The organism is Sphingobacterium sp. 40-24 (assembly GCF_001899705.1).
Classification (GTDB): Bacteria; Bacteroidota; Bacteroidia; order Sphingobacteriales; family Sphingobacteriaceae; genus Sphingobacterium; species Sphingobacterium multivorum.
Genome location: NZ_MKWH01000025.1, coordinates 17,189 through 38,518, shown reverse-complemented (window position 1 = coordinate 38,518; position 21,330 = coordinate 17,189). Strand labels below are relative to the sequence as shown.

The following is a 21,330-nucleotide window of genomic DNA, read 5'->3' as shown; positions in this document are numbered from 1 at the left end:
GTGGGATGGAAAACTTCTTATCGAAACAATCCTGTTGACATAAATGGAGTATGCCACATGGCCTATAGAACAAGAAATAATTTATATGAAACCAACACTATTTATTCGCTTATTTACTTTATCGGCATTGAGTTTTTCGCTGGGATCTTGTACCGATCTGGATGTTGATATAAAATCACAACTTACGGAATTTCCGGATTCGGAACGTGCAGCCGAGGCAATTCTTGCTGATGTGTATGCCGCCTATCGTGGCGCAATGGGGCGCGATCATTGGATGGTACAAACACTCTCGGCAGATGAGGCAGTGAGTGTTTCCATGGGGACAGACTGGTTTGATGGCGGTCGATACCGCGAATTTCATCTGCACAATTGGAATGCAGACAATGGCCTCTTACCAAGTATCTGGAACGATGCTTCCACTGGAATCACCTTAGCCAATAATGCCATTGCATTATTTGGGGAAGATAAAGAAAAGCTGACTGCACCTGCCCGCGCAATCCGTGCTTATTACTATTTTATACTGATGGATAATTTTGGCGGTGCCCCGTTGATCACAGGACCTGTTGATGCTGTACCTGCACGTTCAAGCCGTGCTGAAATTTGCCGTTTTATTGAGTCCGAATTGCTTGCGGTGAAGGATTTGCTACCTACTACAGTTTCTATAGCAACCTATGGAAAAGCAACGAAATATATGGCCGAAGCATTGCTGGCTAAGTTGTATCTCAACTGGGCTGTTTATACGGCTACGGACGTAGCCAATTACAATCCAAGTATACAAAATGAAAAATTAAATGATGTGGTTGCGATGTGCGACCAGATTATTTCCTCAGGACAGTTTAATCTTACAAGCCACAAGTTTATGGCCAAGTTTCGCCCCGATAATGGTTATCAGGTAAAGGATTTTATATTTGCCATACCCTATGATCGTGAAAAACAGCAGGGTATGACTTATTCGCGCTTTTGGATACATCGAAGTGCCCAAAATCAGTTTGCCACATTGCCTCAAAGTGTTGGGGGAACTTTTCGTGTATTACCGAGCTATTTGGAGAAATTTAATCTGGCAGGCGACGAAAGGAATGCTTCATACATCGGCGGTAAGCAATATTATTGGTCAAATTATACAGAAGATAAGACTCGACCTTTTCTGATCAGAACTTCCAAACGCGGCATAGATCAGGATTATAATGCTGCGGATGCAGATGCGCAGTTTGATTGGCAACTGGAGACCAGGAAAGAAATTACGTTGCGTTCGGATGGTGCGGCTACGCTGAATGTGGGTAACGACCAAAAGGGGCGCTCGATGGGGTTCAGATCCATTAAGTTTTATATGGACGTAGCCGTTACATCAGCCAATCAGCGTAATCAGAGTAATGATGTACCTGTATTTCGCTATGCCGATATCCTATTGATGAAAGCGGAGGCTATACTCCGTGGTGCTACCGCGACCAATGGTCAGACCGCACAATCTTTGGTTAATCAGATCCGAGCCTATGTTAATGCACCTGTGCTCACGGCTGCCCCAAGTCTGCAGGATGTGTTGGATGAGCGGGCACGTGAGTTTGCTGATGAATCCTGGCGTAGAAATGACCTGATCCGTTACGGAAAATTTGAAGATAACTGGGGATTCCGATCGCTGTATCCTGCCGGCATGAGCGAGAAGTTTCGTCGTATTTTCCCTGTACCAACAACTGTATTAAATGTAAACACCCACTGGCAACAGAATCCGGGTTATTAAAATCTATTGATGAAACGCAGAACTTTTATGAAAAATTCCCTGGGCACGGCGATTACAGCCGGCCTGGGCGGAATTACGCTCAGTAGTTTCGGTCTGACAAAACCTACGCAACTTGAAAGCGAAGATATACAACAGCTTTTGAAACCCAGAGATGCCTATGATCTCCATTTTATGGCTGTAGGCGACTGGGGACGTAATGGTGCCGACCATCAGTTGGCTGTAGCGCGGCAGATGGGCCAATGGGCAGATCACCATCCCAATGACTTTATCATTTCTACCGGTGATAATTTTTATCCTTCCGGAGTGGTCAGTGAACATGATCCCTTGTGGCATTATTCGTTTGAAAATATCTATACCGCATTTTCGCTGCAATGGGACTGGTATCCCATTTTGGGAAACCACGATTATAAATCAGATCCCGATGCACAGGTACGTTATAGTACGATCAGCAGACGTTGGAAGATGCCGGCGCGTTATTACAGTAAGACATTTGCGCTTAAGGATGGAAAAAAAGTACTGATGGCCTTTATCGATACTAATCCGATGATTCCTGAATTTTACAGTAACAGCGAGTATGGGCCAAATGTTGCGGGACAGCAACCCGAGAAACAGCTGGCCTGGCTAGATCAGCTACTGGAAAACTCGGATGCCCATTGGAAAATTGTCGTCGGTCATCATCCCCTGTATACGGCGGGGCCGCGTACGACGAATTACGACACCCTGGCGGTTCGAAAAGTCTTGGAGTCTATCTTTGAAAAACGGCGAGTAGATATCTACCTTTCAGGACATGAACATTCGCTGCAGCACTTAAAAGTAGAGGGTAAGAAGTTTCATCAATTTATCTCTGGGGCAGGATCAGAGGTAACGCCTGTAAAAAACGATGTGCCGTATAGTCGTTTTGCGAAAGATCAATACGGGTTTTTCTCTTTCTCGATCAGTAGCGAAGAAATAGCTTGCCAGGTTATCAGCCATGAGGGGATGGAGCTGTATCGGACAGTGGTTACAAAAGTATAAGGTAAGAGGGCAGGCGGTATGGAGCAGATTCGTACTTGCTTCATACCTTGTTCGGATGCGATACAGATATTGTACAGGTGCTGAACAGATATCGTCCAGACCCTGAACAGGAATTACCTGGTCGGAATTTAGTCAATAATGATCACCAGATTGTTGAGCTCCGAAGGTGGTCCGAACACAATACGAACACAACCCGAAGACATTGGCGCTCGAGGTAAAAAAACACAGGCTAGCCTGGGCTAAAAAAGATGCACTCATCTGATGCACTTTTTGTGCGATAGAGGAATGCTTCTTTTTTTGTGTTAAATAGATATGCTGCAGGACTTCGCTGCGAAAAAGAATACAGCGAGCCATACAAGTCCTTTAACCAGAAAGAAGAGAAATGCTCCAATTCCGGCACGCTTAAGCCATTTAGATTTATTGTCTTTTTGCTCCATTTATGGGATTAAACACGAACACTCCAATTTTAGTTCGCACTGGCAATAGGAGTGAATACTTCGCCAAAGTTATAAAAAGTTTGGTTTGCAATCTCTACTGCGCGATCATAAGTTGCCGGATCTTCGGAATATTTGTTCAATACTGTTGTAAAACCAGCCCACATGTCACGGCTATTTTCGCCATAACCTTCGAAGAAAGAAGTTCCTTTGGTAACGCCATATTTATTGAGCATCTGCACGATATATGGGCCGCCCATGATTGAACCTTCCAAAACATATAATGATGCAAGTGCTTCCTGTACATTGGCTACCGCTGGAGCGTTTGCTTCTGGAAGGTTGTCTACGTTACCACCCAAAGCTTCGATGTCGCTTTTAATGTACGATGAATTACGGCGTTCGGCCAAATCTGGCAATACTTCTGCGGTTACAAAAGGAGCGATGCGATCTTCTACAGCACGGAAATAAGCATAGAAGCCTTTCAATACTTCTGCGTAATCTGCTTCTGAACGAATATTTTTCAATTGGCGCACGATCGTTCCTTCTACGTTTTGGTGAGCTGCGTGCGTTTGCTCTTTGATATGTTGACTTAACATGTTCTTGTTTTTATTTATAACGATTCTATACAAAGATTCGTATTTATTCCTACAAATGTATGCTGTTTTCTGCTTTATCATCTATGAAAAGTGGTTTAAATTTAAATAGGAGTATAACAAAATCCAGCTTCAATAAGTTGCTCACTTTAACCTAAAGTTTGTTTTCAGTAGCAAATTTTCGTCTACCGGCGTCGGAAAATAAGTCGTGGATGAAACTGCTTTGATCCGTAGGTTTCCTACAATATCTTTTAATGCTGCTGCAAGCCAGGCTTCCTTTGGATCTCCGGGATGGCGGGAGCTTTCGACTGGAGCTAAAGGCAGGTCTACAGGTATGCCATCAAAATAATCCGACCATCCATCAGCATTCCGGATGAGGAATGAGGCTAGGTAAATATCGAAAGCTCCTACGCGTATGGAAAAAAAGCCGACGGGTTTACCAAACGTCTGCTGACCAATAAGGCGGATCGGAATATAAGGTTTGAAGCTGCTGATCAGTAATTCACTTGCCGAAGCCGTGCGTTCTGATACAATGCATGACAGCTGCTGTAAAGAATTGAAATTGCCCTTTTTGACAAAGTAATGCGTATTGGCCTTTTCACTATAGTCCACATCGGCAAGGGTAGCAGGCCGTCCTTTGTATTGGACCACGTTGCCATTGGCATCCAGATAGGGTTGGTTGAGGAGTAGTTTTGTTTTGCCTTGCTGTACATTCGGATGAAATTGTTCGGTGAACATTACTTTTTTATCCAGTTTGGCTGGGCTAATGAGGTTGGCTAAATATTCTGCCGTTTCCACATAACCGCCACCGTTATGTCGTAGATCGAGGATTAAGTGAGTAACTTGCTGCTGTGCGAGTTCGGCCGCAAGTTGATCCAATTCGGCCTTCACTGTCTGGAGCTGGGGAAAAGAGGGGATGTAAACATAAGCAATCCGTTTGTTTCCCGCAGACCAGTAGGACAGGTGTGTAGCATACCTGTAGGGTGTTTCTATGCTGGCTATGTGACCACTACTTTTCTTGTCGTTACGACGACGCTCCAAATATGAATATTTGGGTTTATTGGGGATGGTCGACAATTCGTAAGGTCTATCTTTCTTGTGCAAAGCGTATTGGCTGAGGGCAAAAAGTGCTCGCTCATAAGCCGTTTGTTCGGGGTCTATCTGTGCATATTTCGTCCGCGGATCAAAAGTAGTATATGAAGGGAGAGCTTCCTGCCAGCGGTATAGCTGTTTGGCGTATAGGTAGATTGAGTCGAGCGTCAATTCTTTTTTTGTTCCTGTTTTTGGACTAATAAATTCATCGGGCAGCGTTGTTGTTTTACTGCCGTTCTGACAAGCTGTTATAGCAGTTATTGTAACTAATAGACCAACTATTGGGCGGATTCGACTCATGATTTGATGCGCATTTTTTTCCTTATGTCTGTAGTAGCTTCGCTACAAAATGGGTAATTATCTGAAATTTAATACTTTTTTACTTTTTTATTTCATATAAAAGCCTAATTTTGTGCCAATTTATTTAATTTTTGATGCCTCCTCTACTGTGGAGTACTCAAAATGTCCCAAAGGTATCCCCTTTGGGATTTTTTATTTTAGGGTAATACAGGTCGCTCTGTTTTGCTTGGCACACTGGATAAACTCTCCAAAAAAGCCAAGATATTTTCCTGTTCTTTACTGCTCAATCGTACATTTTGAATATGTGGCGATAAAGTCCCATTGATCTGTTGTCCTGTCTTTTGGGGCATGCCCTGACTCAGCAGATTGATCAGTTCACTTAAGCTCGAAATACTACCATTGTGCAGGTAGGGTGCAGTATGGATCACATTGCGCAGACCCGGCGTGCGAAATTTACCTTTGTCTGTTTCCAGTCCTGTTGCCTCAAAGCGACCATTGTCCAAGGCACCTTTGCTGGTAACAGCATAACCCAGGTTATGAAAATCGAGATCTGTAAAGAAGGCACCATTATGGCAGTTGATGCATTTCCCTTTTGTGCGAAACAGATGGAGACCTTCGAGCTGTGCATCGTTTAATGCCTGGTAATCTCCTTTGATAAAACGGTCAAAGACGGTTTCACCACTGCTAATTGATCTTGAATACGCTGCTATGGCATCTAGCAATCCTTCGACGCTCATCGTCTGGCTCGAGTAAGCCGCCTCATATAAACGAAGATAGCCTGGTATAGCTTGCAGCTTAGCGGGTAAAGCAGTCGTATTTCCGCCCATTTCGATGGGGGAGTTGATGGCTTCGGCAATCTGCTCTCGATAAGTCATTGCGCGGCCGTCGTGGAAGAGTTTGCCTTCCAGGTACCAGACATTTTCTAGGGAAGGTGTATTGCGGTGATGCAGTGCGATCCCATCTGCCGTTGTTTTTTGATCGATCCAGTAGGTATCCGGATGATGACATGAAGCGCAAGTCTTCATGCCATTACCGGTGCGGGGGTCGAAAAATAAGGCTTTGCCAAGTGCTATTAGCTCGGCCTTATCTTTCGATGGGTTTTCGGGTAAAGCGGCCAGTTCACGTACCTTGATAGTGTTGTACCAAGTGGCAGCTGGCCATTGCGTTACCGATTTACTATATTGTTGGCGTAAGGTTTCTTCTGGGAAAGTAGGAGCTGTAGGCTCTTCTGGAACAGAAGCGCTCTTGTTGCAACTGCATACTGCCAGTGCCGCGAAACATGCTGTGATTAAAGGTTTTGTACGATAGCGAAAATATGCGGTCAAAAATATCTTAGGCACGGTGTTAATTAATTTAAAGAGATGTTAAAATCACCTTCTGATAATAAGTTCCCGTTTTTATCCATCATCTTCAAGGATTTAATTGCGTTTCCCTGTACAGATACGGGAATGGATAGCTTTATCGTCATCGTTGCAACATCAAAGACTACATTGTTGATAGCATATTCGTTATTGAGGTTATCAATCGCTATAAAATGGTCAAAATCTGCCTTGAAATAAAGTTCATAAGCCTCTTTACTGTTTATGTTCAGCACCAGGTCGCCGCCCTTTTTGCCAGTATAATCCTGCCATTTTATGACATTGTATAATGTTGGTAAGAATACCTCAAAAGCATCGGTGAGTTTCGTGTAACGTCCGGAGATCAGTTTGATGCGGTATTTGCCTGGTTTGAGATCTTCTGGAGTGTTGAATTGTGCAATAAAAGATGTTGGAGGTTGAGAAAAAGAAAGTAAGGTCTCTTTTCCATCTTTATCGACCAGATAGCCCTTGGTTTGCGCCTCGTCTGGCAAAATATTTTCTCCTCGTACTACCAAATCCTCATTTTTTGGGTAACTAAGGTAATATTTGCCTTCGAGCAGATTCATTTCTGCCTGTACCAGCGGCTGGTTGTACTGGAATACCAATGTATAATTTTTGCTGGAACCATCTTGTGCCCGTACGGTATAGGTAATTGGTTTTTCAGATTGCAATTGTATAGCGGTACCAGATGCAGGCGTAATCGAAGCTAATTCCGAAATTTTAATCGTAGGTGTAATGCTTTCGGGTTGCTCCACCAAGGGTGGCCAATATAGGATAATCTGGTCATTCACAATGCTGGCTGACAAGGTTTTGCCATCAGCATCCTGAATGCTAAAGGATTCGATGTCGTTGTAGGGTAGGCTGGGGTATTCGGTTTTACAGGACCAGCATGTTAGTGCTAGCATAGAAATAGCTAGGAATTGAAGGATATGTATTTGTTCTTTCAAAAATGAGTGTTGCATAATTTTTTTGGTTAAAAAAATCGTTATGCGGATGATGATTAGGCTAAAAAGATCCGCAACCCATCCACCAGGTTGCGGAATCTTTTATTCATTAAATAGGAAAGACTATAATGCCTTAACTTCGATATTGGTATCTGCTTTTACTTGTAACTGACCTGCCACTACTTGTTGACCAACATTTGTAAAATTAATTAACTTGACAGCATATAAAACTCCAGTAGAATTTCCCACTAATACAGTCAAAGGTTCGATAGCTTCGTTACCATGACTAACTGGATCGTAGGCATACCATTCACCATTACCTTGAGATGATACTGCTGTCGCAGTCGCCCAATCCGAAGCCGTAACAGAAGAGATGTCTTTTGCTACCGTTCTGATCGAATAAGATCCAATAGCCTTGATGGAACCATTTACATGACTAAAAAATGCAACCTGACCAGAGATACTCAAGCTTTGTCCACCTGTAGCAAGGTCTACATAGACTGCAGGCCAAGTTGCCGCTGCCGAAGGGCTCCACCATTGGCCTACTACAGTGTAGTTGCTGTTTGCTTTTGCTTGGTTTAAAGCTAAGGGAGCTGTTGCTGATTCTGTTGTTGGGGCTGCTGCCCATACTGCTGCCGATAGCACAGTCACGGCCATAGCAGATTTTAAGATAGTTTTGATGTTTAAGTTCATGTTATTTTAATTTATTTAATTTTGATGCCACCTTGGCATGCTGTGGATGCTTCTTTATGATTCCGTTATTGTACTAGGATTTTGCTCTGTCTTTACCACATCGGCCCAGTCTTTAAATTGGAACTTAACCTGTACGTTTTCAAATGTTCCTGTCGGAAGATCTGCAGGTAATGAAACTGTCATTTCAGTTCTCGTGTGCGACTTGATAATCAATGGATAATCTTTGCCATTGAGTGTCATGATAACGGCTGTCGGATCTAAAATCACTTTATCTAAGTTGGCTAAAATGGTCCAGTCTTTATTTTTTGCCAAATTTAGTCCCAATAAGCTAATATATACATCGGGTTGGCGATATGTAATCTTGAGCGGATTTGCCAATGTAACAGTATGATTTAGATTGGTTACCTCAACATCGTAGGTGCCTGCCAAAATATCGGATGGAATGCGGTTTTCCCGCTCGGTTCCCGTGTAGGTTAATTGATAAACACCACTCGATACTTTTAAGCTATTGGGCGTTGACATCTGATAGCGCACTTTAGTTTCTTGGTTAATTAATGCAATACTTACCAATGAGGGATTGGTATGCATAAAGGTTCCATTAATGGCTGGAAAAGCACCTCCAGGTCCTTTTGTAAGTATAAAAGACGAAGTTGTATAAAACTGAGCTTCAAAAGATGGCGTACTTTGTAGCTCAATCTTTAAGCTATAGGTTCTTGTGGTACCTGTAGCGGACTTTACGGTATACGTCTGGTTCTTTTCATCTGTTTTAACAGGCAAAATTTCTTCTGCTAAACTGGCTCCGTTAGCAACTTTAATAGTCGGGTCGATGACGAGCAACCCATAATAATAGGGAAGATATACCGTAACGGTATTTTTTTCATTGTCTATAGCGCCATAGATAACCTCATCATTGGGGAGATTGGTGACCTTGTATTCGAGAATCTTATCTGCAGGAAGTAAGGCTAATTCTTCCGTTTTGGTGCAGCGGGTTAGCAGCAATCCTAAAAAAAGGAAGCTTAAAATGCTGTATAATCTTTTCATGTTAGTTTAGTGTCTAAATCAGAATGCGTAGCTTATCGTATTTAGTTAGCAATCACAAATTTGCTACTACCAGCTTTGGCAAGTACATATTGGAATGTAAAGAATGGTGTTGGTGAATCTTTAAACCAATCTTTTGGGTCCAAGAGGTCTTTGTAGATACTTTGTATCTTGATCTTGGCGTAGTTCCCCTGGGCTGTACGGACGATCAATGTATTACTTTCGATGGGATAGCAAACGTGTTTTTTGTTTTCCGCTCCACCACCTTTGATTACGCCATCAAAATCATATAAATACCAACCTAGGCCTTCACCAAACGCTCCTGAGTCATCTGTACCATAGGCTTTTTCACCTTTGCGAAACTCGGCGTCTGAAGGGATATCGATTACATCTTCAAATTTTTTCTTGACAATTAAGATACCGCCTTTGCCTGGGCCTCCTTTACCAAATCCGTTTGCTGTGTTGTTGCAATTGATAAAACTGCGGTATATTTCTGAGCAAGAGATGTCCCATCGTGCGGTTAGTTTATAATCCGGTGTCACAGCTTTGTTCTGTTCCAAACTATAATATATTGGTGATTGCGCTGTGGTTGGTGCACTACCCGCGGGTAAATCTTCGCCAAAATTCTTAACCGTAATCAAGCGGTTGAACATAGCTTCTGGTGCAACAGGATCTGGTTCAGGCTCTACTACTGTGGGCTCGCTTTTGCTGCAAGACCCCAACACAATTAAAAATGCCAATACCGGTATGAATTTTAATAGTTTACTGCGTTTCTTTATTGTCATTGTTACTCGTTTTTTTTGTTAGTTGATAACTTGTCCCTTTTCTATACATGCAGTAGGGGTATTAGTATGTTATTTTTATTTAAATTGATTCTAAATAATAGTAAAGATAAAATCTTTTGCTGATAAAGTGTGTATGAAAATTGGTATTTAATATATTTTTTTCGGTTTTTGATTTTTGGTTAACAAAAGCAGCTGGAATTTTAACCAGCTGCCATGTAGGTATTATTTAAATTCTTGGTAATCGATGGAGTAGAAAACATAATTATCTGACGCCATTGCTTTATTTGGTGTTTCATTGGAATATACGCTGTTGACTCTAAATTTAAAATATGGCTTTCCATCTTTTGAAAGAATAAACGTACGGTCTTTAATAGCGATGACATGGTGTGTCGTCATATCGTAACCGGCCCATCCGATAGCAGTAGGAGTTAATGCAATACCAGCTTTGTTATCGGTTAATGCTACAAATTGATCAGCTGAATTGACGGTCTCATAAGCCTTATCTATATAGGATAGTGTAAATGATTTTGCAGTGTTTGCAATCACATCCATGACGCGTTGTTGTGCTATAAGGGTCAATGGAGCATCAGCCGTTTGTAGTCCATCATTCTCTTTGAAATCAAAATAATAGGTTTGCGCTGCAGTTGTTGTTGCTTTTCCATCTTCACCGATTGTAAATTGTTTAAAGTTACGAAGTGAATAGGTATTGCCTGTACGCTTGATTGTTCCTTGTGTATTGATCGTTTTGGAAACCTTTGTTAAATCAACAGTTTCACCGTCTTTGACCATAACCTTAGCTTGGTATTCCGGCTCGACTTGCTCCACCTTATCATCATCCTTGCTACAAGAAGTAAAACCTAAACTCAATGCACATAGTAGTGCTGCTGTTGTAAATAATCTATTCATCTTTAATTTAATTGTGTAATTTTCCTTATTATAATGTGTTTGTATTTAAATCTTTGCTGCCATCCTGCTGTACATAATATTTAAATGTATAATACGGGGCAGGCCAATTGAGGTTGGTTACCGCCGCTGGATTTCCCTTATAGGCATTGATCAGTTGCAACTTGGCATATTTGCCATCGGGTAAGCGAATCACATAGGTACGATTGGGAAGCGCCTGCATAATATGGGTGCTTAAGCTATAGCGAAACCATCCATCCGAACCATCGGTTGCTGCCCAGCCAATTTTGTTTACTTCACTTTTATTAAACTCTTCATCCGAAGGGGCTACAGTGACACTCTGATAGGCTTGTCTCAGTAAAACAACAGCGGTATTATTTGCCTGGCCGCCATAACCCGGATTGTATTCATGCTGGGAATTGTTCACATAGATCTCCGAATTGTAAGGACCTGTAAAGGCAATATCCCAATCTTTTGTTTTAAGCCATTGCGCAGAATCGGCTTTGGTTTTAACCCAGATTTGCTTTTGGTCTTTAAAACGAAAAAGAAATATAAAAAATGGTCTTTGCTCTTTTCCTTCAGTACCTTCGCCCATGGCTGCATCGGTATCTCCCGCCAGATCTTTGATCAGGGTACTTTTGCCATCTTCTAATCCGATCGTATAGTCTTTGTCTTTCCCGCAGGATACGACTGTCAATAGCAATAGTGCTGAAAAAATACAACGGCCAATCTTGTGAAAGGAAAGCCAGATGCTACATTCTCCTATAATCATGCGAATCGTTCTCATCTTTTATCTTGTACTTGGTGTGCTAAATTCTTGTTCATTAGTGCTTATTATTCTTTTATCCAACGGTAGCTGACACCACCCATAATAACCCGTCCAGGCTGCCCGAGTAGATAACGGCTTGTAAAATTGAATAAATTGTCACCGATCAGGCGGAGGGTCAATCTCCTGTTCATCAGACTCTTTTCTACTGTCATATTCACGAGTGTGTGATAGGGGATAAAAATGTCATATTTGTCGATAAACTGGTTGCCATTATATTCCTGAAAAGGTGTGGCACTTCTGAAATTGACCCGCGCATTGACATTAACGCCCCAGGGTTTATATTCATATTGGGCTTTTGCATTGAACATGTGTCTCGAACGGTCTTCAATACCCCAATAATCCGATTTTTTACTCTGGCGATATTCTCCTGTAGCGGGATCGTTGATCTGGTTATAGGGATAACTTCCCTTGACAATACTATCCAATACACTCAGGTCCTTGGCAATCAGGTATTGATAGCCCATCGACAATTGCAGATCTTTGGTTGCCTGATAGGTCAATGAAACTTCAAAACCTTTATTCATGGCTTTGGGCAGGTTGCGGTAGCTATAGATCTGTGCGACTTTAGTTCCGTTACCTACACTAACTGTGTTGATCTGATTGTTGATCCGATGGTAGAAGACAGAGAAATCGGCCTGTAATCTCTTGGTCGGGTTCCAGGTCAGTCCAAGATTTTTCGAAATGCTGGTTTCGGCTTTGAGGTTGCCCGCCACCAAATTGAGCATATAGCTGTTTTTATAACTGAGTTCTCCGGCTTGATCCATGGCTGCAATTACATCGGCTACGCGTTCCGAACCGACCACAAGATAATTGGCTGCTGGATTGAAGAAGACCTGATAGCGCATTTTATAGTCGGGGGCTTTGAATCCTGCACCAACACCGCCTTTGATGAGTAGTGTGGGACTGACATGGTATTGTAGACCCAAGCTTGGACTCAAGTGGCCATTGTAGACATTGGTCTGATCGTAGCGTAAGCCTAGCGTCGTTAATAAGCGGTCTACAGGTTTCCATTCGGTCTGCAAATAGGCAAATGCGCTGTTCAAAGAGCGCTTGGCATCCAAATCTTGGTTGTCCATGAGTTCGAGGCTACCGCCTATACCGCCGGTAAGTTTAACCTGTTGTGCAGGGCTATACGCAAACTGCTGTTCAATGCGGTGTACATTCTGACCAAATTGCTCGGCGCTGGCAACAATACCTTGTTGCAACCATTGTGCGGCAATCTGGGAGTGGAAACGCGAGAAATAGTAACGCGTCATACTACGCAGTCCAGAAGCAAAATTATGGTCGTAACTTGCCGAGAGATTGATGTCCTGATCTTTTTGTTTATCCTGTAGCGTGGCCGACTCGGACCAGGCATTGATCATTTCAGATTCCCGGGCTGCATAACGCCCTGTCACGCCCAAAGTGCCATTTTTGCTTGTCCGATAACGCAGTCGGCCCTGGAAACTATAATTGGTATAAGGCGGAAAAGTGCTGCTCTTGGAATCCAGGTATTGCTTGTCGGTATTAAAACCATCTGTGCGGTAGTAATTGCCCGAAAACACTGCGCTGCCGCGCTGATTAGCAAAAGGTGTCTCAGCTTCCAAAGTGGCATCGACGGTATTGAGACTGCCATAGAGGAGGGAAGCCTGTGCCTGCGGTGTGATAGCACCATGGCGTGTAATGATATTGATCGCACCACCTAATGCGTCACTGCCGTATAAGCAGGAGGAAGCTCCCTTGATGATCTCGATACGCTCAATATTGGTCACCGAAATACGGGACAGGTCAAAGTTGCCACTGTTGCGCCCCAGCATAGGTTGCCCATCTACCAGAACCATCACGTAGTTGCTGCTGAATCCCTGGATCTGCACACCGACAGCTCTGGAGCCTCCGGCGATATCGTTAACAATGGCGATACCCGTCTGTTCTTTTAAAACTTCATCCAGACGACGGCTGCCCATAAGCTCGATCTCCCGTTTGGTAATAACTTTAACGGGCATGGCTGCATTTTCAGCCTTAACGAGATTGTCTACAGCCTGGGCTTTCCCCTGCACATCAACAATATCCATCTGACGGTCTTCGGCTTTTAAAACAATGGTCAGTTGCTGATTTTTGTCTTCCAAATCGATAACTTGGCGGTACTGTTGATAACCCATGGCCTGTACCTTTAATTCGTAGCGCCCCGCATAGAGCTGGGTGAATTGAAATCTCCCTGCAGTATCTGTTTTAAAAGCATATTTATCTGGATAAAGATAGATAGTCGCATTGGCGACGCCTTTATTGGATTCGTTTTTCAATACACCGGAGATTTTCCATTTTTCCTGTGCTTGCACAGTGTAGATCTGGCAGGCGCAAAGGGCCATCAGGGTGCTTGTTCGAATAGGTGAGCTGCTTTTAAACACTATTTTTATTTTTAATAATTCTAAATAATGTTACAAAAAAAGGTAATCCTATTGGATTTTTCTCTATGCAAAATGTCATAAATTCTATTTAATCCGTTTTTTATGGACTGAAAAGTAGTTTGGATTTAGTTATATGTTGCTGTTTATTAATGGTTTGTCAGGCTTTTTATGTTGAAGTATGCTGTTCTAAAAGAAATAATATAATTTGTATTTAGACTGATTATTGATTTGTTTTGTACTCAAGTTGAACGGCGAGAGGTAAAACCATTCCTGGTGATCAGCTATCGCCATAGTGGAGATAAAGAATTACAATGAGTAGATTTTATGTTATTATACTGTGTTTTGTGATGCAAATCGGTGGATGGGCGAGGGCACAGCAGAGAATCATTACGTTAAACAGTTCGTTGACCGAAACGATCTATGGACTGGGAATAGGTGAGCGCATGATCGCTACCGATGTGACAAGTATATCGCCCAAAGCAGCGGCGGCCTTGCCGAGGGTAAGTAAGAACCGTTCGGTATCGGCCGAAGGTTTATTATCTTTTAAGCCAAGCATCGTTATTGCGAATGAGGGCGATGTATCCAAATCGGTCATTCAGCAGATTCGTGCGGCTGGTGTGAAATTTGTCTCCATTAAACCAAACTATTCTGTTCCGGGTGCACTTCGTTACATCCAGGAGGTCGCAGACGCCGTCGGTGAATCTGCTGCCGGTAAAAATCTGGTTTCCCGCACGAAAGTAAGCTTGGATCATACCATGGAATTGGTGAAAAAGGAAAATCAGGGTAAAGCGGCACCCAAAGTATTGTTTTTATATGCCCGTGGTACGGGTACCATGAGTGTAGCGGGTAAAGGCAGTAGTCTGGATGCGATGATTAATCTGGCTGGTGGTAAAAACGCGGTTCAGGAATTTTCGGATTTCAAACCCTATACAACGGAAGCGCTGGTGCAGGCCAATCCAGATATTGTGTTGCTATTTGATTTTGGCGCAAGTAGTCTTGGGGGGCAGGATGCTATCCTTAAATTGCCGGGGATGCGTATCACGAATGCAGGTAAAAACGAACGTATCTTGGTGATGAATGCCTCGCTGCTGGTCAATTTCAGTAATCGGCTGCCAGACGCAATCTTAGCATTGCACCGTGGATTTGGAGAAATGATGGATTCAAAATAAAGCCGGTGCAAAAGAAACAGAAATTTATCCTATTGACTTTGGGCCTGGTATTGGTTGTTGTCAGTATTGTTGCCTTGGGGATGGGGGCCTATCATATTCCACCCGCTGATATCTTAAGGATGTTGACGCAAAAATTGCACTTCGGAAGTGCGGGAGGTGTGCATAATATGCACGAAGATGTTCTTTTTGAGATTCGTATGCCGCGTCTTTTGCTCGGACTTTTGGTGGGTGCAGCATTGGGTATATCGGGTGCTGCGATCCAGGGTATATTCCGCAACCCCTTAGCGGAGCCCGGATTGATCGGGATTTCATCTGGAGCTTCTCTTTTTGCGGTACTGATCATTGCCTTTGAGACTTTTCTCTTTACCTCTTTGGCTGCTTGGATTGGCTATTATATATTGGCTTTTGGCGCTTTTGTGGGCGCTGGTTTGACCGCTTTTTTGGTTTACCGTATTGCCAGTAAAAATGGCCGCCCCAATGTGACGACGATGTTGTTGGCAGGTATTGCCATCAATGCCTTTGCGGGTGCGCTGACAGGTTTGATGACCTATATGTCTACAGAGCAACAGTTACGTACCATTACTTTTTGGATGCTGGGTAGTCTTGGTGGGGCTACTTGTGATAACTTAAGGGCTTTGGCGCCATTTATTTTAATCCCGGTGCTGATCTTACCTTTTTTTGGAAAGTCGCTGAATGCCTTTTCCCTCGGGGAGTTGCAGGCGGATCTTTTGGGTATGCGTACCGATCGCGTCAAACGCTGGGTGGTTGTTTTATCCACACTTGCTGTGGGAGCATCCGTTGCGGTATCGGGGATCATTGGTTTTGTGGGATTGATTGTTCCGCATACCGTTCGTCTGATGGGCGGGGCGGATCACCGATTTGTACTTCCTGGTTCATTGTTATTGGGGGCGTTGGTGCTGACGTTGGCAGATGTGATTGCCCGGGTTGCTGTTGCACCCATTGAATTGCCCATCGGCGTCATTACAGCTTTATTGGGTACACCGGTATTTTTGTATATTTTAATCAAAGATAAATAGTCTTTTGGCAGAGGCTTTAAAAATAATTGCATTATGCTACGTGTAGAGAAGATCAACTACGAAGTAAACGGACGAAAGCTCCTGAAGGATATTACCTTTCAGGTACGTAAAGGTGAAATTCTGGCAATCCTCGGAGCCAATGGCGCTGGTAAATCGACGCTGATGGGGGTGCTTTGTGGTGAAAAGAAGCCGGATTCGGGTGCTGTTCATCTCAATGGCAAGGCGCTATCGACATACGAACCTGCGGCTTTGGCGAAATGTAGGGCTTTACTGAGTCAACAGCAGCAGATGACATTGAGCTTTAAGGTAGAAGAGATCGTGCTGATGGGTCGGTATCCGCATTATAGGAATACGCCCAAACAACAGGACTATAAAATCGTGGCCGAAACCATGGAACTTTGTGGAGTATCTGCCTTTGCTGAACGGGATTTTTTGAGCCTTTCCGGCGGTGAACAGCAGCGTGTTCATCTGGCACGTATCCTGGCGCAGATATGGGATAATCCAGATGCACTGTTGTTATTGGACGAACCTATTTCTGCATTGGATCTGCATTATCAGCAGAAAGTACTGGCCATTGCACGGGCACTTGCCCGAAAAGGATTTATGGTGGTGCTGATTGTGCATGACGTCAATTTTGCTGCCATGTATGCCGATCGAATTCTGATGCTCAAAAATGGCCGCAAGCTCTTTCATGGTACCCCAGTGGAAGTGTTGGCCCAAAAGGAGATCTATACGATCTTTTCGGTCGAGTCCAGTGTCATTATGAATCCAAGAACATTGAAACCTTATGTTCAGTTGGAGGAAATGGATATTGACTTGGATTAATCCTGTTATTTAGAAAGATTATAAATAATTTTAGAATACCATCTTATTTCGTTAATTTTAACTGCTTCAGGCTTATTTAGGATTTGTAATCATGTTGGTGAAAAGTAAAATAGTAGAGTTGGCAGATTGGCTTTTTGAAGAAGAAATTCCGGATGGCTATGTTCCCGACAAACCTTTGGTCGAAAATAGGATATCCATATCCAAAGATCCGGTCCATATGGAGAATTTTCAGCTATCGACTTCAGGATTGTTTATCTTGCATTCGAAAATGCAGTTTGATCGGCCAGTGCAGGTTCTTACGGAGATCGAGGGCGAGACCATAACCAGCCAGTTTATTTTCTTTAAGCCGACGGATAGCAAATTGCCTTACGGCATGAGCCGGCATAATATACGCTACATTCCCTCGGTCAAATCCATCCATGAAGTGGAACCCGGTATTGAATACACGTATTTTATAGCTGTTATTTCCAAAGAGTATTACCTCAACCTGATCAAACGCGATTCGTTATTGCATCAGCAATTTGTGCATGAGATCGAAAAAGGCGAATACGTTTCCTTCTCAGAAGAAGATCTGATGGCGACCTATGAGATGCAGCATACCATAACCGAGCTGATTGAATCTAAAAAGAAAGGGGAGATCCGTCGACTACATACCGAGTCGCGTGTTGTTGAGCTGCTGATGTATCAGTTTGAGCAATACAATGAGAAAACGGAAAGCAATGATTCGCTCTTTCATGAGGAGGATGTGCAAAGGTTGGAGATGGCAAGACAGATTCTTGAACAGCGTATTGCCAATCCGCCGACGCAAAAAGAACTGGCCGCGGAGGTGTTGACCAGTGAAAGCAAATTGCGTAAGGACTTTAAGGAATATTTTTCAGTGACCATTCACGACTATCTTACACGGGTGCGGATGGAAAAAGCCAAAAGTTATCTGCTCGAAGATAAAATGACTGTCTATGAGGTGGCCTTGTTGACGGGCTATGGTCACCAGAATAATTTTAGCAGTGCTTTTAAAAAATATTACGGAATCTCTCCCGGGGAGCTCAAGATGTAATATAAACTGCTGCTTGGATTAGTTTCTTGTGATCGGGAAGATATGATCGTCCGAAATAGCATAACTTTGATATAGGGAAGACAGGTCTTTGCTGTCCAATCCCGTAAAAGTACTAAAAGCGGGAAGGATAATCTGATGAGTAGATACCAGAAAACAGGGTAAGCGAACCTTCCGTTTCGGTGGAATAACCAGGCTGATACCCGGATGGATATGTCCACTAATCCGAAATGAAGAGGAATCTGCTGCATCAGCGGGATGGTGTTTAAATTGGATCTGTTGCATTTCGAAAGCTTCTTTGTGATGCACTATACCGAAGCGAATGCCCATTTGTTGCGATAGGCGGTCGTGATTGCCTTTGACAAGATGAAGGTGGAGCTCAGGGTGGCGTTGTCTGAATGATTCCAGTAAAAGTACTTCCTGATTGATGCCGGCATGAATTAGATCGCCGACAACGATGACTTGCTTAGCTTGATAGTACGCTATTAGGGATTCTAATCGAGTAAGGTCCGTTATGGCAGTATCCGTCGGGATAGCAATGCCATGCTTTCTGAAATGTGCTGCTTTGCCCAGATGTAGGTCAGATAAGATTAACGTTTTTTGGTCTTTCCAGTATATAGAGCGTTGTGTGTTAAGGGTTAATTCCTGTTTATTGAATGTAATTGTTTGTTCTCCGATTTTCATTTTCTGCGCTTCTTTTTTTGAGCATTGGTCTTTTCCATGCGTTGAATCCGTTCAATCAAGGCTTCGCTCGACAGGGATTGCCGGAGGCTATCCACTTTTATCGGAAAGCTCAATGGCGTATACTCTTCGACAAAGGTATAACGTATTTTGCTCTGATTGATCCTTTCGAATGCATTTATTAACCGATGTTCTTCCAGTTGCTGGTTAAACACTTCGGTAAAAGCCTGTTTGAGCAAAAGGTTAGTGGGATCGTGTTCCATCAGTACGCGGAAAATAATCCCTGATGAGGCCTGCAGTGATTTGTTGTTTTGCTGGGTGCCCGGATAGTTCTGCACAACCAGTCCCGAGATGACGGCGATATCCCTAAATTTGCGACTGGCCATTTCTGCCGAGTTAATACTACTGATCACATCTTCCATCAAATTGCTGCGGCTCAATACCTGTTCGAGCTGCATTTGACTGAGCTGAATTTCCTTATCGGAATAGAGTTCGAAGCCATAGTCGTTCATGGCCATGGAAAAGCTGATCGGGTACAACTTGCTAATGCGGTAGGCGACAAGCGCTGCCATGACTTCATGGATCAATCGGCCTTCCAAGGGGTAGAAAAATAGATGATGGCCTTCCCTGGTTTTGATATGTTCGACGAGGAATTCCGCTTCACTTGGCACGGCTGAAAGTTCAGCCTGTTTTTCGATCAGTGGCGCCAGGAAATGAAGCTCTTTTTCACTGGAAGGAGCGCTGGCTGCTGCAGCCAATTTTTTTCTCAGGAAATGGCTCAAATTGGACGATAAGGGAAGTCTGCCACCGAGCCAGCTTGGAGTAATGGCTTTACCCGACGAATTTCTTACGAATACGGTCATTTCCTTGACCATCGCTACTTCGAGTATCCGCCCCGCAAGGATAAAGCGTTCACCTTTTTTAAGTTTGCTAATAAAATATTCTTCGATCATGCCGATGTAACCACCGGAGAGAAACTTCACGCGCATCATGGCATCACCGACAATGGCACCTATATTGAGTCTGTGAAGTAGTGCAAGACGACGGTTTTTGATGATCCATTTGCCTTCTTCATCTTGGATAACCTTGTGAAATTCTTCGTAGCGTTTTCCAATTTTTCCACCCGCGGTAATAAAATACATACACCATTGCCATTCTTCCGTTTCCATGTAGTGAAAGGCATGGGTATTGGCGACGATTGCATGCAGTTCTTCCGAACGAAATCCACCGCCCAAGGCGATGGTTACCATGAATTGAACGAGCACATCGAAGGTCTGAACCATGGGATCCCGGTTTTCGATCGTCTGCGTTTTTACGGCCTCCTTCAAGGCGGCGACCTCGATGAGCTCCAGGGAATGTGTGGGGACGAAATAGATCGTGGACGTTTCAAATGGACTATGTCCACTTCTTCCAGCGCGTTGCATAAATCGAGCTACACCTTTACTGGAGCCAACCTGTATGACTGTATCTACAGGTTTGAAATCTACCCCTAAGTCCAAGGAGGAGGTTGACACGACCGCTTTAAGTTTGCCGCTGCTGAGATTGTCTTCGATCCATTCGCGGATATGGGCGTCAATGGAGCTGTGATGCAAGGCGATTTGTCCGGCAAAATCGGGGTGAGCCTGCAGCAGCAATTGGTACCACATCTCACTTTGGCTCCGTGTGTTGGTAAAGAGGATCGTACTTTTACTGGCAAGTATAATCGGGACGACCTGATCTACGAGGTTGCCGCCGAGATGCCCTGCCCAGGGAAGCAGTTCCACTGTGCTGGGGAATATCGGTTTGATGGCAATTTTCTTTTTCTCCTTGGCAACAATCTGGATACGTTTTGCAGCTTGTGGAAGCAAAACTTCCATCGCTTCTTCAAGGTTTCCGATGGTGGCTGTGATACCCCAAACGCGTAGGTTTTTTATATATGCTTTCAGAAAGGAAAGTGCCAGTTCGACCATTACGCCGCGTTTGTTGCCCATGAGCTCGTGCCATTCGTCAACCGTCACACATCGGAGATTTTTAAAATATTTATCGCGTTGTTTTTGAGCAAGCAGTAAGTGCAGGCTTTCTGGAGTAACGAGTAAAACGTCAGGCATGGAGCGGGTTTGCTGCGCTTTGATCTTGGGATCGGTGTCACCATTACGCACCTGTACGATCCAGTCGAGTCCAATTTCGTCTATTGCTGTTTGCATGGCCCGCGCCAGATCTTTGGCCAAAGAGCGTAGGGGTGTAATCCAAAGGAGCTTTAGCCCCTTTTGATAGTGTTCCGGATGATTGAGGAAGTCCATCAGTACGGCCATAAAAAGGGAGAAAGTCTTCCCAAACCCTGTAGGCGCGATGACCAGCCCGCTATATCCTTGCTCATATTTTTCCCAGGCCTTGGTCTGGAAGCTAAAAGGGGCGTTTCCCTGCGATTTAAAATAATCACTGATTATTCGAAAACCGTCACTATATGCTATTTTTTCGTTCAATGT

The 21,330-nt window shown here is 43.6% G+C and carries 18 protein-coding genes; 6 read left to right on the top strand and 12 right to left on the bottom strand.

From position 1 onward, the window contains the following. Positions 1-85: 85 nt before the first annotated feature. On the top strand, positions 86-1,735 hold the full coding sequence (locus BGP15_RS09690) for a RagB/SusD family nutrient uptake outer membrane protein (RefSeq protein WP_286769367.1): 1,650 nt from the start codon (positions 86-88) through the stop codon (positions 1,733-1,735). Between the two features lie 9 nt (positions 1,736-1,744). Next, positions 1,745-2,749, top strand: a complete 1,005-nt coding sequence (locus BGP15_RS09685; RefSeq protein WP_286769366.1) for a metallophosphoesterase — start codon at positions 1,745-1,747, stop codon at positions 2,747-2,749. A gap of 466 nt (positions 2,750-3,215) precedes the next feature. Here BGP15_RS09685 and BGP15_RS09680 read toward each other — a convergent pair whose 3' ends face one another. The 10 genes from BGP15_RS09680 to BGP15_RS09635 form a co-directional block, all read right to left on the bottom strand. Then, complete coding sequence (locus tag BGP15_RS09680) at positions 3,216-3,779, bottom strand: biliverdin-producing heme oxygenase (protein ID WP_286769365.1); 564 nt, start codon at positions 3,777-3,779, stop codon at positions 3,216-3,218. A gap of 141 nt (positions 3,780-3,920) precedes the next feature. Then, positions 3,921-5,168 (bottom strand): S41 family peptidase, encoded by a 1,248-nt coding sequence (locus BGP15_RS09675; protein ID WP_286769364.1) that lies wholly within the window; start codon positions 5,166-5,168, stop codon positions 3,921-3,923. 197 nt (positions 5,169-5,365) lie between these two features. Next, a complete protein-coding gene (locus BGP15_RS09670; RefSeq protein WP_286769363.1) occupies positions 5,366-6,508 on the bottom strand; it encodes a cytochrome-c peroxidase in 1,143 nt (380 codons plus the stop codon). 8 nt (positions 6,509-6,516) lie between these two features. Further along, positions 6,517-7,488 carry an SGBP N-terminal domain-containing protein gene (locus BGP15_RS09665; RefSeq protein ID WP_286769362.1) on the bottom strand — a complete coding sequence of 324 codons (972 nt, stop codon included), beginning with the start codon at positions 7,486-7,488 and terminating at the stop codon, positions 6,517-6,519. Between the two features lie 105 nt (positions 7,489-7,593). Beyond that, positions 7,594-8,163, bottom strand: coding sequence for a hypothetical protein (locus tag BGP15_RS09660; protein WP_286769361.1), 570 nt, complete (start codon positions 8,161-8,163; stop codon positions 7,594-7,596). A 54-nt stretch (positions 8,164-8,217) separates the two neighbouring features. Further along, on the bottom strand, positions 8,218-9,204 hold the full coding sequence (locus BGP15_RS09655; RefSeq protein ID WP_286769360.1) for a hypothetical protein: 987 nt from the start codon (positions 9,202-9,204) through the stop codon (positions 8,218-8,220). Between the two features lie 41 nt (positions 9,205-9,245). Next, positions 9,246-9,986 (bottom strand): HmuY family protein, encoded by a 741-nt coding sequence (locus BGP15_RS09650; protein ID WP_286769359.1) that lies wholly within the window; start codon positions 9,984-9,986, stop codon positions 9,246-9,248. Positions 9,987-10,208: 222 nt separating this feature from the next. Further along, positions 10,209-10,892 (bottom strand): hypothetical protein, encoded by a 684-nt coding sequence (locus BGP15_RS09645; RefSeq protein WP_286769358.1) that lies wholly within the window; start codon positions 10,890-10,892, stop codon positions 10,209-10,211. 28 nt (positions 10,893-10,920) lie between these two features. Then, positions 10,921-11,676 (bottom strand): HmuY family protein, encoded by a 756-nt coding sequence (locus BGP15_RS09640; RefSeq protein WP_286769357.1) that lies wholly within the window; start codon positions 11,674-11,676, stop codon positions 10,921-10,923. A gap of 47 nt (positions 11,677-11,723) precedes the next feature. Further along, positions 11,724-14,102 carry a TonB-dependent receptor gene (locus BGP15_RS09635; protein ID WP_286769356.1) on the bottom strand — a complete coding sequence of 793 codons (2,379 nt, stop codon included), beginning with the start codon at positions 14,100-14,102 and terminating at the stop codon, positions 11,724-11,726. A gap of 311 nt (positions 14,103-14,413) precedes the next feature. Here BGP15_RS09635 and BGP15_RS09630 point away from each other — a divergent pair, with 311 nt between their 5' ends. The 4 genes from BGP15_RS09630 to BGP15_RS09615 all read left to right on the top strand — a co-directional run bounded on the left by BGP15_RS09630 (position 14,414) and on the right by BGP15_RS09615 (position 18,187). Then, positions 14,414-15,271: a heme/hemin ABC transporter substrate-binding protein gene (locus BGP15_RS09630; RefSeq protein WP_286769355.1), complete on the top strand. Its 858-nt coding sequence runs from the start codon at positions 14,414-14,416 to the stop codon at positions 15,269-15,271. A gap of 5 nt (positions 15,272-15,276) precedes the next feature. Beyond that, positions 15,277-16,308 (top strand): FecCD family ABC transporter permease, encoded by a 1,032-nt coding sequence (locus BGP15_RS09625; protein WP_286769354.1) that lies wholly within the window; start codon positions 15,277-15,279, stop codon positions 16,306-16,308. A gap of 33 nt (positions 16,309-16,341) precedes the next feature. Further along, on the top strand, positions 16,342-17,133 hold the full coding sequence (locus tag BGP15_RS09620) for a heme ABC transporter ATP-binding protein (RefSeq protein WP_115048475.1): 792 nt from the start codon (positions 16,342-16,344) through the stop codon (positions 17,131-17,133). 91 nt (positions 17,134-17,224) lie between these two features. Beyond that, positions 17,225-18,187, top strand: a complete 963-nt coding sequence (locus BGP15_RS09615) for a helix-turn-helix transcriptional regulator (protein ID WP_115048478.1) — start codon at positions 17,225-17,227, stop codon at positions 18,185-18,187. A gap of 18 nt (positions 18,188-18,205) precedes the next feature. On the opposite strand, the gene pdeM is transcribed toward BGP15_RS09615, so the two are convergent. Both pdeM and BGP15_RS09605 read right to left on the bottom strand, forming a co-directional pair. Next, the gene (gene pdeM / locus BGP15_RS09610) at positions 18,206-18,868 is read right to left on the bottom strand and encodes a ligase-associated DNA damage response endonuclease PdeM (protein ID WP_286769353.1); all 663 of its coding nucleotides are present in this window, start codon (positions 18,866-18,868) and stop codon (positions 18,206-18,208) included. Beyond that, a complete protein-coding gene (locus BGP15_RS09605) occupies positions 18,865-21,327 on the bottom strand; it encodes a ligase-associated DNA damage response DEXH box helicase (RefSeq protein ID WP_286769352.1) in 2,463 nt (820 codons plus the stop codon). The genes pdeM and BGP15_RS09605 overlap by 4 nt, the downstream gene beginning before the upstream one ends. Positions 21,328-21,330 lie beyond the last annotated feature (3 nt).